A 14536-nucleotide genomic window follows, 5' to 3' on the forward strand; every position below is an offset into this window, starting at 1 on the left:
GGCCGGCCCCGGCAAACCCCGAAAGCCTAGTCAGCGCCCGGATGACCCGCCAGGGCCGGACGGGCACGCCCAAGTTGTCCACACACGACGGTGCGGGCCACCCGTCACCGGGTGGCCCGCACCGTCCCTGCCGTCGGCGGTCAGCCGATCACCAACGGCGGGTGTTGTCCGGCCACGCGTCGTAGGACAGCGCCGAGAGGATCGGATCCCAGCCGGTGCTCACCGCGCCGGCGGGGACGTAGGCCGTCAGGTCGGTGCCGCTGCCGTCGTACGGGCTCGCGTCGAGCCAACCGGTCACCACACCGTTGGCGTCCCGCCGGTAGTAGTGCCCGCCGCCGGGCGAGAAGGGCGACGTGACGCCGCCCCAGCCGCTGGCCGCCGGGTCCTCACGGGTCCAAACACCGGCGGCGTCGACGGTGTACGCGGCGAGCTTGCTGTCGCTCGTCGTGGCGAGCAGCCGGCCCTTGCCGGTGGCGGTCAGGCTACGGACGCCGAAGTTACTGCCGACGAGCGTGTTGGTGGTGATGTCGGTAGTGGTGTTCGCGGGCTTGGCCTTCTTCACCGTGTAGCGGCGCAGGACGCTCCCGGCCTGCCCGAACAGCGAGCCCGAACCGTCGAAGACCAACCGGTCCTGCGTCCACCCACCCCCGGTGTCGAGGGCCTGCGTACGGGTGAAGGTCAGCGGATCGGTGCCGATGACGTCCACCCGGTACAGGTGGCCGCCGTCGGTCACCAGCAGGGTGTCCGAGTTGAGGGTGGCCATCGCCTTCGGGGTGAAGCCGAGGGTCTGCGCGGAGACCGTGGCGATCCGCTTGGCGCCGCTGACCGGGTCGATCGCGGTGTACGACAGCCGGCCGTCCGGTCTCGTGCCGAAGACCGACACCAGGCCGGTCCAGGGGCGGGCGGAGAGGAGGACCTGGTTCCAACCGCTGGCACTGACCGGGTCGGTGGGGAAGGACACGATGTCGGCGCCGCTGCCGTCGAACGGGTTGGCGTCCCGGAAACGGTCCAGCCGGCCGGCCGCGTTACGGGTGTAGTAGAGACCGCCACCGGGCGACAGCAGGTGCGTCGGCGCGGCCCAGCCGGTCGTGACCAGCGTGCTGCCCACCCAACCGCCCGGACCGTTGCCGTAGACGCGGTAGGAGACCAGCCGCCCGTCCGAGATGGTGCCGAGGATCCGGCCGGCCCCGGGCGACGTGATGGTTTTCTGCGCGAACCCGGAGGCAACGAAGGTGGCTCGGTTGATGTCGGCGCCCGTCGGCTTGGCGCTTGTCACCGTGCGGCGGTAGAGCTGGTTCGTGCTGCCGTTGATGTAGTAGAGCGATCCGTAACCGTCGTAGCTCAGCCGGTCGTACGGCGAGAACCCGCCGATGATGTTCGTGGTGGTGAAGGTCAACGGGTCGAACCCGGTGACGTCCACCCGGTACATCGTGCCGCCGGTGTCGGTGATCAGGATCGTGTTCTCGTTCAGAGTCGCCATCGCCTTCGGCGCGAAGCCGAGGGTCGCGGCGGACGTCCGGTTGGCCCGGAGGTCGCCGGTCGCCGAGTCGATGGCGCTGAAAGTCAACCGCCCGTCGGCGAGCACACCGAAGATCTGGACATCCGCCTTCTTCTCGTCGATCCAGGCGGCGAGGTCGTCGACCCTGGTGGCCGTCGCACCGTCCCGCGTCTCCGTCTCACCGAGGCAGCCCTTCTGCCACGATGTCGCGGCGATGGCGACCAACTCGGCGGCACCGCTGTTTCCGCGGAACACAGGGCCGCCCGCGTCGCCCCTGCACAGCGTGGCGCCGGCCGACGCTCCGAGCAGACCCACGGACGTGGTGGCGACGTCCTGGACCGTGAACGAACCCTGGTGCAGCTGGCTGGGAACCCATTCGGTCGCCGTCCGGCCGTACCCGGTCACCGTGAGCGTCTCGGCGGCGGCCGGCGCGGTCGTGGCCAGCGCGACCGGCGGGACGTCGGTGACCGGCGACGAGAGGCGGACCAACGCGAGGTCGCGATCCGGGTGCGGCTCGATAGAGGCCACGCCGCGCTGCTGACCGGCGGTGCCGGTGAGATCGGCGCGGCCCACCAGCGCCGTGCTCGGTCGACTCGGCGCCCCCGACACGACAGGCCCGGTCTCTTCGGCGAAACAGCTCTTCGCCGTGAGCACCCAGTTCGGGTCGACGAGCGCGCCCGAGCAGGCACGCAGGTCACCGAAAGCGACCTTGACGCTGAAGCGGTACGTGCCCTCCGGGACCGGCTGGGCACCGGCGACGGCCTGCGCAGAGGCGCCGCCCAGCAGGCCGGCGGCGACCGTTGCGCCGAGCAGGGCCGCGCCCCACCGGCGCGAGCGGTGTCCTGACATGTACTCCCCCGTATCCATCACTCGATCGCCTCGTGCGGCGATCCGGTTCGATCGCGATGGATGTCAATCGGCTCGGGGGCCGGATTGTGTCCCGTCGATTGTCTATCGGTGCCAGGAACCGCCGGGCCGGACCGACGAGGTCGGAGTCACCGGAGGGGCTTCATCGGGTGGGCTTCATCGGCCGGCGGAGCGGTTCCACGGTGAGCGGGGCAGCGTGCTGCCAGCCACCGGACGGCGGGCACGTCGGCGTGTCCGCCGGCCGGGGGTGCAGGGCGGGCGGCGGACGGTGTGCACCGGAGGGCCTGCGGGCGGGGGCTGCCGGCCGATGAGCCAGCACAGGAAACGGGCCATCTGTGGCTCAGCCGACCGGGAGGAGCTGGGCGTCGGCCTTGGCGATCTCGTACTGCGCCCCGCAGAACGTGCACTGTTGCGCGTACCGGGTGCGGATCGGGATGAGCGGAATGAAGAAGAGGGTGAATTTCGTCGACCGGCGGGTGATCACCTGTGCGGCGTGGTTGCCGCAGTGGCGACACACCTGCTGCACGACACCGGACCGGTCGACCTTGGTACGCAGACCAAAGATGAAGAACATCGCCCGCCAGTACCCACCTGACCCCAAAAAGTCACCAGATCCAGAAAACGGATCGGCAAACCGCGCCTGGACATTCCTCAGGCGGTATAGCGTTTGCTATACTTGCCCGGTGCGCCAGGAGGATTGGGACGTCTTCGTCGTCGACGAGGTTCGCGACTGGATCGACGGCCTCGACCAAGCGACGTTCGCCCGGGTCGTGCAGGCGATCGATGCTCTCGCCGAAGTCGGGCCAGGGCTGGGCCGGCCGCTGGTCGACACCATCGCAGGTTCGTCGATTGCCAACCTGAAGGAGTTGCGGCCGGGCACCGTCCGCATCCTCTTCGTGTTCGACCCTTGGCGCGCGAGCATTCTCCTCGTGGCCGGCGACAAAGCGGGCCAGTGGAGGAGTTGGTATCGACAGGCCATCCCGCTGGCCGAACAACGCTACGAGATTTACTTGAAGGAACGCGCACAGCAGGAAGGGGGACGGCGGTGAGTGGTCATGTGCGGTGGTCGGATGTCCGGGCGGAGTACGTGCAGCGCGCCGGCGGAGAGGCAGCCGTCGAGGCGGGCAAGGAGGAGCTGCTCGCGCAGGTCGTCGGACACCGTCTCGCGGAGGTCAGGCGCGCTCGCGGTTTCACTCAGCAACAGATCGCCGAGCGGATGGGCGTGACCAAGGGCCGGGTCTCCCAGATCGAGCAGGGTCGGATCTCCGGGCAGGAAGTGGTGGCCCGGTATGCCGCGGCCCTCGGCGGCCGACTGCACCAGGCGATCTACTTCGATGATGGAGACATCGCGGCCATCGCCTGAGACCTGAGCCTGCCCACCAAGATCGTGCCCGATCCAGGATGTAGGGGCCTCGCCGCGCGAACGAGGCCACTACCTCCGCGATCGGGCACGATCACGATGAGACCGTCAGCTTGCCGAGCCCGTGGGCTGGGGCTCCAGGCCCGGCACCTCGGTCGAGACCCAGATCGGCTGCCAGGCCGCCATCTCGTGGTAGCGGCGCAGCTCGAACAGCCCGGCCACCGACCCGCTCCACGCGCCGTACGGGGGGTTGGCCTCGTCGAAGCCGCTCTGCACGAACGTCAGGGTGGTCCGGCCGCCGGACTCGGCCAGCTCCCAGGTGCTGACGCCGGTGGGTCCCCAGTCCACGGACATCTTCCGGCCCGGCTCCAGGTCGACGATCTTGGCCGCGTAACCGTTCTCGAAGCCACCCATCGCGTACCGGCCACCGACCCACGGCTCGATGCCGATGGGGTAGCCGAACCAGGCGCTGGCCTGCTCGGAGTCGGTAAGCGACTCCCACACCTTGTCCATGGGGGCGGCGATGACCAACTCGCCGCGCAGGTCGGCAGAGGTGAAATCGGTGCGGGGCAGCAGGGGCCGACCCTCCAGGTGGGCGGCCAGGTTGGCGATGGACAACGCCCAGTACGTCTGGAGCACGCCCCGGATGCTGGAGCCGCTCATCGCCTCGGCGAAGTCGAAGTGGCTCTGCGTCAGCGTCAACACCGTGCTGTCCGTGCCCTCGGCGGTCAACTGGAGCTCGGTGGTGGTCTCCACCCCGTCGAGCAACCAGCCGAAGCGCAGCGTGTCGTCGTCGGCGTGCAGCAGGCGCTGGTGCGGGGCGTCACCCTCGGGCGTGTAGCGGCCCCAGAACTCGTACCGCTGGGGCAGCTCGACCTCGGCGTGCTCGGCCAGCCAAAGCCGCAGCTCGGCCGGGTCGGTCAGGGCCTCGCGGACGCGCCCGACGGGGGCGGCGAGACGGGCCTGGACCTTCAACGGTTCACTCATTGTCGTTTCCTTTCGGATAGCAGGCGACAGCGAGCTTGAAGGCATCGCCTTCGCTGCCGCCGTAGCGACTGAACAGGTCCTGAAGTGCGGTTTGCAGGTCGTGCAGGAACTGCTGGCGCTGCTCGGCGGGCACCCGGATCTCCCCGGAAACCCCGATCGAGGGCAGTTCGGGCGCCGCCCGGTCCAGGCCGGCGATGTCGGCCTGGACCTCCTCCATCAGGTCGAGCAGGTAGCCCAGGCTCAGCTCGTCGCGGGCCCGGCGCAGGCCGATCCGGCCGACCAGCCGCGGGGAGAGCCAGTAGGACCGGGCGGCGGCCTGGTAGATGCCTTCGGTGATGCCGCGGACCTTGCGCTCGTTGACCAGCTCGACCAGGCCGGCCGCGACGAGCTGCTTGACGTGGTAGTAGACGCGCTGCGGCGTCTGGTCGAGTCGGGCCGCGACCTCGGTGCAGGTGCGCGGTTCGGCGAGTTGCCGCAGCACCTCGACGCGCTGTGGCTTGAGCAGGACTTCGGCCTGCTCGATCTGCTCCAGGTACAGGACGTCTCTCATGGCAAAATCAGTTTGTACGTACAAAACTTGTTTGTCAATCGCTTCGCGAGAAGCCGCGCCGACTTGCTCGACGCGGCTTCAGGCGACGTTCAGCAGATGATCAGGGCAACCAGTCGGGTCGCAGCGGGTAGCCGTTCACACCGGCCGGGCCGTTGTGGGTGGCCAGCACCTGGTGCAACTGGATGCCGTTGCGCTCGAACGCCATCCGCGACCCGGCCATGTAGAGGCCCCACACCCGGGCGGTTCCCGCGCCCACCTCCGAGACGCAGAAGTCCCAGTGCTCCACCAGGTTGCGACACCACGCGGCCAGCGTCAGCGCGTAGTGCTGGCGCAGGTTCTCCTCGTGGTGCACCTCCAGCCCGGCGTCGTGCACCTCGCTGATCAACCGACCCGGGCCGGCCAACTCACCGTCCGGGAAGACGTACCGGTCGATGAACGCGCCCGAGCGATGGGGCGCCCGGTTGTCGGCCCGCGTGATGGTGTGGTTCAACAGCCGCCCACCCGTACGCAGCCGCGACCGCAGCGCACCGAAGTAGGACGGGTAGTTGCGCACACCGATGTGCTCGGTCAGACCGATCGAGGAGATGGCGTCGAACTGCTCCGCCGGCGCGTCCCGGTAGTCCAGGTGCCGCACCTCGGCCAGCTCGCTCAGCCCCTCCCGCTCGATCGCCGCCTGCGCCCACTGCGCCTGCGCTTTCGACAGGGTCACCCCGAGCGCCTTCACGCCGTACTCCCGGGCGGCGTGGCGGACCATGCCGCCCCAGCCGCAGCCCACGTCCAGCAGCCGCATGCCCTTCTTCAACGCCAACTTGCCGGCGACCAGGTCGTACTTCGCCGCCTGGGCCTGCTCCAACGTGTCGTCCGGGGACCGGTAAACCGCGCAGGTGTACGTCATCGACGGGCCGAGCACCTTCTCGTAGAAGGCGTTCGAGACGTCGTAGTGGTGCGAGATCGCCGTGCTGTCGCGCACCCGCGAATGCCGCAGCCCGTTCATCACCCGCTTCCAACGCGGCAGCGCCTCCTGCGGAGGAGCCGGCGGCGGCAGCAGCCGCTCCCAGCCCAGCCCGCGCACCAGCGCCACCCCGTCGGCCACCGACGGCGGGCGCAGCCGCAACTCGTCCTTGAGCACCCGCAGCGCCTCGTACGGGTCGCCCGGGTGCACCCCCTGCAACGCCAGGTCACCGCTGACGTACGCCCGGGCCATGCCCAGGTCACCGGGGGCGGTGAGCAGGTACGACAGCCCACGCTCGGATTGGATCGCCAGGGTGATGCCGGCGTCGGCCGGGCCGACGGCGCTGCCGTCGTAGCCGGTGATCCGTACCGGCAGCGGCCCGGCGGTGACCGCGCGGACGACGTCCGCCACGGTCGGACCGGTGGGCCGGCCCCCCGCCGGCGGGGTGGCGGGGACGCTCGCCGCCCCCTGGTCTCGATCGGTCAGGCTCATGCTCGTGCTACCGCCTTCTCGTACAGTCCCGTCAGCCGGTGGTCCGGGTCGTAGCGGTCCTTCACCGCGCGCCAGGTCTCGCCGCCGTAGAGGCGATCGAAGGCGTCCCGGTCGTAGTACGCGTCGGAGTAGAGCGACTTGTGCCCGCCCAACTCCGACACCCTGCGTTCGATCGCGCGGTTGACGTCGCCGTCGGCGGCGCCGGGCGCGATCGGCACGGTCCCCCAGAAACCAATGTTGACGTAGTCCTGTCCTGCGTGGAGCGGATACAGCGGCCACGACCGCGCGGAACCGGGACCCTCCGGCTCGCGCAACCGCAACGGGCAGAGCCACACCGGGGTCATCCCCACGTTCTCCGCGAACCAGCGCAGGAAGTCGGCCGTGCGGTCCAGCGGGATCTCCACGTCCTGCACGACCCGCTCGCGGGCCGGCTGGCCGCGCAGCCGGTCGATCCGGGCCGCCACCTGGTGCCGGTGCTCAAGGCGGACCAGTCGGTGGTAGACGTCGCTGCGCCGGTAACGCGCCGGCCAGAGCCTGCGCACGACCGGGTGCTGCGCGCCGAACGCCGCCGAACACCAGAACCAGTCGGTGTCCCAGCGCCACAGATAGTCGTACGCGGTCAGCACGTCCCGCGTGCGCCGACGCAGCGACCGGTAGTAGATCGCCTGGCCGGTGTAGTCGCTGGGCGGGTCGGCCGCGTCGGTGAAGGTGCCCAGTATCAGGTACGCCTCACCGGGGCTGAACATCACGCCGTCCATCACGTCGACCGGCTCACCGGCCCAGGACCGGGTGGCGGTCACCTCGGCGATCGCGTCGGTGAGCGCCTCCAGTCGGGTGAACCGGATGTTGCGCAACGCCACGTACCGGCCGATCGGTTGCAGCTCGATGCGCAGCCGGGTCACGTACCCCAGGCTGCCCAGCGAGTTGGGGAACGCGGTGAACAGGTCGGCATGCTCCCCGTCCGGCCGGGCGGCGATGATCTCGCCGGAGCCGGTGAGGATGTCCATCTCGCGTACCGATTCGTGGGGCAGGCCGTTGCGGAACGAGGTCGACTCGATCCCGAGGCCGGTCACCGCCCCGCCCAGGGTGATGGTGCGCAGTTGCGGCACCACCAGGGGCATCAGGCCGTGCGGCAGCGTCGCGTCGACCAGGTCCTCGTACGTGCACATGCCCTGCACGTCGGCGGTCCGGGCGGTCGCGTCCACCGCGAGCACCCGGTTGAGGCCGCTCACGTCGAGGCCCGGGGTCCGGGGAGCGGACCGGGGGCGGAACAGGTTGGAGGTGCGTTTGGCCAGCCGGACAGGCTCGCCCGTGGGCACCGCGGCGTACGACCGCCGCAGCGTGTCCACCGCTTCATCATGGTCAATGGGGTGATCCACACGCTCAGCGCGCATGTGATCACCTTACGCCCGGACCCCGAGAACGGTGGGATGTCAGCGATGGGTGTTTCCCGTCCGCGACAGTCCCCGGCCGTTACCGTGGCGGGCATGCCGTCGCCCGCGATTGCCGCCCTGGACTCCGCCGGCCTGCCCTACCGGCTGATCCCGCACGGCGCGGTCGGCAGCCTGGCGGAGGCCGCCGCCGTCCGAGGTGTGGCCGTCCCCGACGTGGTCAAAACGATCGTGGTCCGTCGGGGCGCGGACGACCACCTGTTCGTGCTCACCCCCGGCGACCGGGTCATCTCCTGGCCCAAGCTGCGCGCCCTGCTCGGGGTGCACCGGCTCTCCATGCCGGACGCGGCGGGCGCTCTCGCCGCCACCGGGTACGAGCGCGGCACCATCACCCCGTTCGGCGCGAGCACCGCCTGGCCGGTCATCGCGGACGAGCGACTGCGCGGCCGGGAGATCACCCTCGGCGCCGGCGAGCGCGGTCTCGCCGTCGCGGTCGACGCCGACGCCACGATCGCCGCGCTCGCGGCCACCGTGGCCGATGTCACCGAACCACAGCCGACCCGCTGAGCCGTCGCGACGCCGGACTGGCACCGGCCCGCCAAGGTGGGTGAGGATGGCGCCCATGTCCGCACCCGAGGAACGCCCCGACCCAGCCGGCACCGTCTACGGCGGTCGGCGGGGCGCCCGCCCCGGCCCGCTGGCCGACCCGCTGCTGCGGGTGGCGCTGGCGGTCGGGCTGCTGGGCGTACTCCTGGGGGTGGTCTTCGCCACCGGGCTGTTCGGCGGTGACGACGAGCCGGTCGTGCCGGCGACGGTCGGCGCACCACCCAGCGCGGCGGAGCCCACCGGCCCGGCGGCCGAGCCGAGCCCGACCGCGCCGGCCGAACCGTCACCGAACCCGTCGGTCAGCACCCCGGCCGCCCCGCCCACCGGGCCCAGGGTGCTGCGCGCCGCCTCGGGGCTCTGCCTGGGGCTCGACGGCGACGGCGAGAAGGCGGCGGCCGAGTTGGCCGCGTGCAGCGGCGGCCCGGAGCAGCAGTGGGTGGTCAACTCGGCCGGCGCGGACGTGCTGACGTTGACCAACGCCGCGCACGGGCAGTGCCTCGACGTCGAGGGCGGCAGTACGGACGACGGCGCCCGGATGATGCAGTTCACCTGCCACGGCCAGGCCAACCAGCAGTGGCGGCTGAGCCCTACCGGCACCGGCCCGGTGCTACTGGTCGCGGCGCACAGCGGGAAGTGCGCCCAGGCCGACGACGACGGCGGCGAAGCCGGCGACGAGATCCGGCAGCGGCCCTGCGACGGCCGGCCAGCCCAGCAGTGGACCCTGGGCTGAACGGCCGACCCAGGCCGTCTCAGCCCCGGAAGCTCCAGTCCCTGGGTGCGGTCGCGGCGGCCAGCACGGCCTCCGGCACCGGCCGGCCCGGTCGCCGGAGCAGCAGCAACGACAGCCCTGCGGCACCGATCGACAGGGCGCCCGCCACGTACCAGGCCATTGCGTAGTCGCCGAGCCGGTCCCGGACCAGCCCCGCACCGGTCGCGGCGACCGCCGCGCCGAGCTGGTGGGCGGCGAACACCCAGCCGAACACCACCGCCCCGGCGCCACCGAAGTATTCCCGGCACAACGCCACCGTCGGCGGCACGGTGGCCACCCAGTCCAGGCCGTAGAAGACGATGAACACCAGCATGCTCGGCTCGGCGGTGCCGGAAAACAGGCTCGGCAGCACCAGCAGGGACGCCCCGCGCAGCGCGTAGTACATGCCGAGCAGCAACCGGCTGTCCACCCGGTCGGTGAGCCAGCCGGAGGCGATGGTCCCGACGATGTCGAAGAGCCCGACCAGGGCGAGCAGGCCGGCGGCGGTGGTCTGGGCCATGCCGTGGTCGTGTGCGGCCGGGACGAAATGCGTACCGACGAGGCCGTTGGTGGTCGCGCCGCAGATCGCGAACCCCCCGGCCAGCAGCCAGAACGGCCGGGTCCGGGCCGCGGTCGCCAGGGCGCCAAGCGCCCGGGTCGCCGCGCCGCCGGCCGCCGGCGGCGCCGCGACGACCTCGGTCGCCCCGTAGGCGGGTAGGCCGAGATCCGCCGGGTGCTCGCGCATCAACCACACCACCAGGGGTACGACCGCCAGCGCGGCTCCGGCCACGACGAGTGCGGCGGTTCGCCAGCCGTGGTCGCGTACCAGGATGGCGATCAGTGGTAGGAACACCAGCTGTCCGGCGGCCCCACCGGCGGTCAGCACTCCGGTGACCAGGCCCCTTCGGTGCACGAACCAGCGCCCGGTGATGGTGGCCACGAACGCCAGCGCCATCGAGCCGGTGCCCAGCCCGACCAGCACACCCCAGCAGAGCAGTAGCTGCCAGCTGGCGTTCATGAAGACCGTCAGTCCGCTGCCCGCGACGACCAGCAACAGCGCCACCGAGACCACCCGGCGGATGCCGAACCGGTCCATCAGGGCAGCCGCGAAAGGCGCGGTGAGCCCGTAGAGCAGCAGGTTGACGGAGACGGCCGCGGAGATCGTGGCCAGTGGCCAGCCGAACTCCTCGTGCAGCGGGTGCAGCAGCACCGACGGGGTGGCCCGGAAGCCGGCCGCGCCGACCAGCGCCACGAAGGCGACGGCGGCGACCAGCCAGGCGGGATGCAGGCGGCGGTTCTTGGTCACGCGACAAGTCTGGGCGGGGCGGTTCACGGCGACGAGTGGCCGGAAAGCCATCATGCGCAAGAATCGGGCCATGACCGTTCGCCCGCACCGGATCGCCGTACTCGCCCTGGACCAGGTTGTCGGCCTGGACCTCGGCACCCCGTCGCAGGTCTTCGGCACCGCCCGGGCCGCCGACGGGACAGACTTCTACGACGTCCGGGTGTGCACCCCGGGCGGGCGGCCGGTCCGCAGCACCGCCGGCTTCCAGGTCCTCCCCGACCACGGGAACGATCTGCTCGACACCGCCGACACGGTGATCGTCCCCGGCATCCACGACGGCAGTGCGCTGACCTCGGGCACCGTCGAGCCCGAGGTGGCCGACGCGCTGCGGGCGGCGTACGAGCGGGGCGCCCGGATCATGTCGATCTGCACCGGGGCGTTCGTGCTGGCCGCCACCGGGCTGCTCGACGGGCGTCGGGCGACCACCCACTGGGCGTACGCGGAGCAGTTCCGCCGCCTGCACGGCCGGGTGGACCTCGACCCGGGCGTGCTCTTCATCGCCGACGACGGGGTGCTCACCTCGGCCGGAGTGGCCGCCGGCATCGACCTCTGCCTGCACGTCATCCGCCTCGACCACGGCAGCGAGGTGGCCAACCGGGCGGCCCGGCGCTGCGTGATGCCGCCGTGGCGGGACGGCGGCCAGGCACAGTACATCGAGCGGCCGGTGCCGAAGGCCATCGACACCAGCACCGCAGGCGCGCGGGAGTGGGCACGGCAGCGGTTGCACGAGCCGATCGCCCTGCGCGACCTCGCCGAGCAGGCGCGGATGAGCGTGCGCACCTTTACCCGCCGCTTCCGGTCGGAGACCGGCCTGAGCCCGGCGCAGTGGCTGCTGCAACAGCGCACCGACCACGCGAGGCTGCTGCTGGAGACGACCGACCTCACCGTCGACCAGATCGCCCACCGCTCTGGTTTCGGCACCACCGCCGCCCTACGCCAACAGCTCCACCAGCGCATCGGCGTGGCCCCGTCAACCTATCGCCGCACCTTCCACCCCCGCCCCGAGCTAATCGACAGCTAATCCCCCACCGCACCCCGCGATCTTGCACTTACGGTCGCCAGCTTGCCCCTTGCGCCCTTTTTGTCGCGACAGAAAGTGCAAGATCGCAGGGGGCAGGGGGCAGGGGGCGGCGACGACGTCCGGCAGCGGCCCTGCGACGGCCGGCCCGCCCAGCAGTGGTCCCTCGGCTGACCGACTACCCGGACCACGAGTAGCTCAGCCCGATCCGAAAGCCGCGTGTCAATCCTCGGCAGGCCCTAAGTTGATTTGGGAGGGCCATGACCGAAATTGATCGTGCGGAGGACATCGTGGTCAACAGTTCGAGTCAACACCGTGGCTCCATCGGGACCGTGTCCCAGCGCGGCATCCCCAAGGAGGTGGATGTAGCGATCGTCGGTTCTGGCGGGGCGGGGCTGATGGCCGCGCTCAGCGCCGCGAAGCAGGGGGCACGGGTCCTCGTTGTGGAGTCCCAGCCGATCGTCGGTGGCGCCACCGGGATCTCCGCGGGTGCGGCCTGGATCCCGAATCATGGTTTCTCGACCAAGGACCTGGGGGTCAGCGACGACCTGGACAAGGCGCGGCGTTACATCTATGGCGAGGGCCGGGACAAGATTCTTGACCATGAACTGGTGGAGAAGTTCCTGGAGACGGGGCCGCAGGTCGCCCGATTCATAGAAGAGCACACCTCTTTCGGGTGGATCCCGACGATCTGGCCGGACTACCGCTCCGACATCGATGGCGCGTCGGTCGGGCGGGCCCTCTTTCCCGGCCCCTACTCCCCCAAGGGATTGGGGGAGGCCGCCTCGTTCGTGCGACCAGCCCTGACGACCGGCATGGCCAGGAATCCGCTCCCGTTCTGGCTGCTGGGTGGGATCAGTAGTGATGCCGTGTGGCTCGCCGGACCAGCGTTGGTCGGCGCCCTGCTCGAGGCGGTTCTGGGTGACGGCGTCGACGTGCGCGTCCAGGCGCCCGCGGTCCGGCTCATCACGGATGAGTCGGGAGTGCGGGGCGTCGTCGTACAGGATGATGACGGCGTCGAGCACACGGTGCGTGCCGCCAAAGGCGTCGTGCTGGCCAGCGGCGGGTTCGAGGGGTCGACCGACCTCACCACGAGCCACCTCCACGCACCCTTCGCAGTGCAGGTTTCGCCGCAGGGGCACGAGGGCATCGCGGTGCAGCTGGCCCGGGACGTGCACGCCGACCTGACGGGTATGCAGGACGCCTGGTGGATGCCCGCGGTGCAGGTGCCCGGCGAGACGCTGGAGGGCCGCCCGCTCAGTCGGGTGTTCCTGGGTGAGCGTTCGCTGCCGCACAGCATCATGGTGAACCATCAGGGTGAGCGCTTCGCGAACGAGGCTCTCCCCTACGACCAGCTCGGGAAGATCATGCACGAGGTGGACCCGAAGACGGGCGCCATGCCGAACGCAACGGCATGGCTGATCTTCGACCACAACTACTGGACGAAGTTCGGAATCTTCGGCATCACGCCCGGCGGGCCGGTGCCCGACTACATCCACCGCGCTGACACGCTGGCGGAGCTGGCGGCTCAGATCGGAGTCGACGAGGTGGGGCTGCTCCGGACCGTCGACCGGTTCAATCCCGAGGCCGGACGAGGCCACGACCCGTACTTCGACCGCGGTGGCACGTTGTTCGATCGGTACTTCGGCGCCTACTACCCCCGGCTGAGCAAGAGGTCCCCCGACGCGCTGTTCCCCGCCGCCACCGCGAAGGCGCGGATGGCCATCGCGAAGGCGATCGGACCGATCGTGAGCAAGGTGGCGGCACGTGCGGCGAAGAAGAACGACCCCGAACGCCTGCGCTCCCTCGTGGTCAGGCCCATCACGAAGATCGTACGACCGATCCTGAAGAGCCCGAGGTCAAGCGTCCTGGGGCCCGTCAACACCTCGCCGTACTACGCGCTCAAGGTTGAGGCCAGCGCGCTCGGCACCGTGGGTGGCCCGAAGACCGACGCACACGGGCGCGCGCTGAACACCGACGGCAAGGTCATCCCAGGCCTGTACGCCGCCGGCAATGCAGGAGGCGCACCAACGAAGGGGTTCTACGGGGGCGCCGGAGGGACGATCTCGCTGGGGCTGGTGTTTGGTTACCTGGCGGGACAGGAGGCAGCACGGCGGCAGGATGCTTCTTGAGCCGCCAGGGCGGCCCGTGCCGGGTTCACCCGCGCCAACACGACACCGCCCCCCGTCAGCGGCACATCTTCGTCAGGCGGTGAAAGGCTCAAGGCCGAAGCGGCCCCACGCGATGAAGGCCGCAAGCGCAACGTAGCCCACGTTCACCATCACCAACTTGAACTGACCAAGGCGGCCATGGATGATCGCCGCGCCGACCATGAGCAAAATCCAGCAGGCGGCGGTCACCGGCACCATGAACGGTGCGATGTCGAGCACGGCGGGCAGGATCAGGCCAACCGCGGCCAGGAGCTCGAGGACCCCGATGGTCTTGATGAAGCCGGCGCTGGCGTGCCGGGTCCATTCCGCGCCATTGAGCGCAGCCAGTTTCTCCTTGGGTACGAACGTCTTGGTGATGCCGCCGGTCAGGGAGACGACTGCCAGCAGGCCGGCAGCAATCCAAAGGGCGAGGCTCATGCGGTTTCCTTGCCTTGTGTAGGTGACTCCGGTGTCTTGGGACCATCCGGCATGGGGCGGAGCTCCAGTGGGACACCCTCGGTGGTTGGTGGCCGTTCGAGCTGGGATCGCCGACGCGTGGCCCAGGCTGTCCG

The 14536-nt window shown here is 70.5% G+C and carries 14 protein-coding genes; 6 read left to right on the top strand and 8 right to left on the bottom strand.

Annotation, left to right across the window (positions count from 1 at the left end):
* Nucleotides 1-148: 148 nt before the first annotated feature.
* Together OG505_RS21495 and OG505_RS21500 are read right to left on the bottom strand one after the other, a co-directional pair.
* Entirely contained in the window at nt 149-2347 is a 2199-nt protein-coding gene (locus tag OG505_RS21495; protein ID WP_405426964.1) for a trypsin-like serine protease, read from the bottom strand.
* A gap of 358 nt (nt 2348-2705) precedes the next feature.
* Nucleotides 2706-2939 carry a zinc-ribbon domain-containing protein gene (locus OG505_RS21500; RefSeq protein ID WP_405426966.1) on the bottom strand — a complete coding sequence of 78 codons (234 nt, stop codon included), beginning with the start codon at nt 2937-2939 and terminating at the stop codon, nt 2706-2708.
* A 109-nt stretch (nt 2940-3048) separates the two neighbouring features.
* On the opposite strand from OG505_RS21500, the gene OG505_RS21505 reads away from it, so the two are divergent.
* Together OG505_RS21505 and OG505_RS21510 are read left to right on the top strand one after the other, a co-directional pair.
* A complete protein-coding gene (locus OG505_RS21505) occupies nt 3049-3414 on the top strand; it encodes a type II toxin-antitoxin system RelE/ParE family toxin (protein ID WP_405426968.1) in 366 nt (121 codons plus the stop codon).
* A complete protein-coding gene (locus OG505_RS21510) occupies nt 3411-3728 on the top strand; it encodes a helix-turn-helix domain-containing protein (protein ID WP_405426970.1) in 318 nt (105 codons plus the stop codon). The genes OG505_RS21505 and OG505_RS21510 overlap by 4 nt, the downstream gene beginning before the upstream one ends.
* Nucleotides 3729-3833: 105 nt before the next feature.
* On the opposite strand, the gene OG505_RS21515 is transcribed toward OG505_RS21510, so the two are convergent.
* The 4 genes from OG505_RS21515 to OG505_RS21530 all read right to left on the bottom strand — a co-directional run bounded on the left by OG505_RS21515 (nt 3834) and on the right by OG505_RS21530 (nt 8100).
* Entirely contained in the window at nt 3834-4712 is an 879-nt protein-coding gene (locus OG505_RS21515; protein WP_405426972.1) for an SRPBCC domain-containing protein, read from the bottom strand.
* Complete coding sequence (locus OG505_RS21520; protein ID WP_405426973.1) at nt 4705-5262, bottom strand: helix-turn-helix domain-containing protein; 558 nt, start codon at nt 5260-5262, stop codon at nt 4705-4707. Before OG505_RS21520 ends, OG505_RS21515 begins: the two co-directional genes overlap by 8 nt.
* Before the next feature lie 100 nt (nt 5263-5362).
* A complete protein-coding gene (locus OG505_RS21525) occupies nt 5363-6706 on the bottom strand; it encodes a class I SAM-dependent methyltransferase (protein ID WP_405426975.1) in 1344 nt (447 codons plus the stop codon).
* Nucleotides 6703-8100 (bottom strand): FAD-binding oxidoreductase, encoded by a 1398-nt coding sequence (locus tag OG505_RS21530; RefSeq protein ID WP_405426977.1) that lies wholly within the window; start codon nt 8098-8100, stop codon nt 6703-6705. The genes OG505_RS21525 and OG505_RS21530 overlap by 4 nt, the downstream gene beginning before the upstream one ends.
* A gap of 93 nt (nt 8101-8193) precedes the next feature.
* Here OG505_RS21530 and OG505_RS21535 point away from each other — a divergent pair, with 93 nt between their 5' ends.
* Together OG505_RS21535 and OG505_RS21540 are read left to right on the top strand one after the other, a co-directional pair.
* Complete coding sequence (locus OG505_RS21535; protein WP_405426979.1) at nt 8194-8664, top strand: aminoacyl-tRNA deacylase; 471 nt, start codon at nt 8194-8196, stop codon at nt 8662-8664.
* A gap of 55 nt (nt 8665-8719) precedes the next feature.
* Nucleotides 8720-9433 carry an RICIN domain-containing protein gene (locus OG505_RS21540; protein ID WP_405426981.1) on the top strand — a complete coding sequence of 238 codons (714 nt, stop codon included), beginning with the start codon at nt 8720-8722 and terminating at the stop codon, nt 9431-9433.
* A 19-nt stretch (nt 9434-9452) separates the two neighbouring features.
* On the opposite strand, the gene OG505_RS21545 is transcribed toward OG505_RS21540, so the two are convergent.
* Nucleotides 9453-10808, bottom strand: a complete 1356-nt coding sequence (locus OG505_RS21545) for an MFS transporter (protein WP_405434628.1) — start codon at nt 10806-10808, stop codon at nt 9453-9455.
* A 1-nt stretch (nt 10809) separates the two neighbouring features.
* Here OG505_RS21545 and OG505_RS21550 point away from each other — a divergent pair, with 1 nt between their 5' ends.
* Both OG505_RS21550 and OG505_RS21555 read left to right on the top strand, forming a co-directional pair.
* The gene (locus OG505_RS21550) at nt 10810-11817 is read left to right on the top strand and encodes a GlxA family transcriptional regulator (protein ID WP_405426983.1); all 1008 of its coding nucleotides are present in this window, start codon (nt 10810-10812) and stop codon (nt 11815-11817) included.
* Nucleotides 11818-12074: 257 nt separating this feature from the next.
* Complete coding sequence (locus tag OG505_RS21555) at nt 12075-13946, top strand: FAD-dependent oxidoreductase (RefSeq protein WP_405426985.1); 1872 nt, start codon at nt 12075-12077, stop codon at nt 13944-13946.
* Between the two features lie 72 nt (nt 13947-14018).
* On the opposite strand, the gene OG505_RS21560 is transcribed toward OG505_RS21555, so the two are convergent.
* Complete coding sequence (locus OG505_RS21560; RefSeq protein WP_405426987.1) at nt 14019-14402, bottom strand: DoxX family protein; 384 nt, start codon at nt 14400-14402, stop codon at nt 14019-14021.
* Between the last annotated feature and the right edge of the window lie 134 nt (nt 14403-14536).

The sequence above is a fragment of the Micromonospora sp. NBC_00617 genome (genome assembly GCF_045161355.1).
Lineage (GTDB): Bacteria > Actinomycetota > Actinomycetes > Mycobacteriales > Micromonosporaceae > Micromonospora.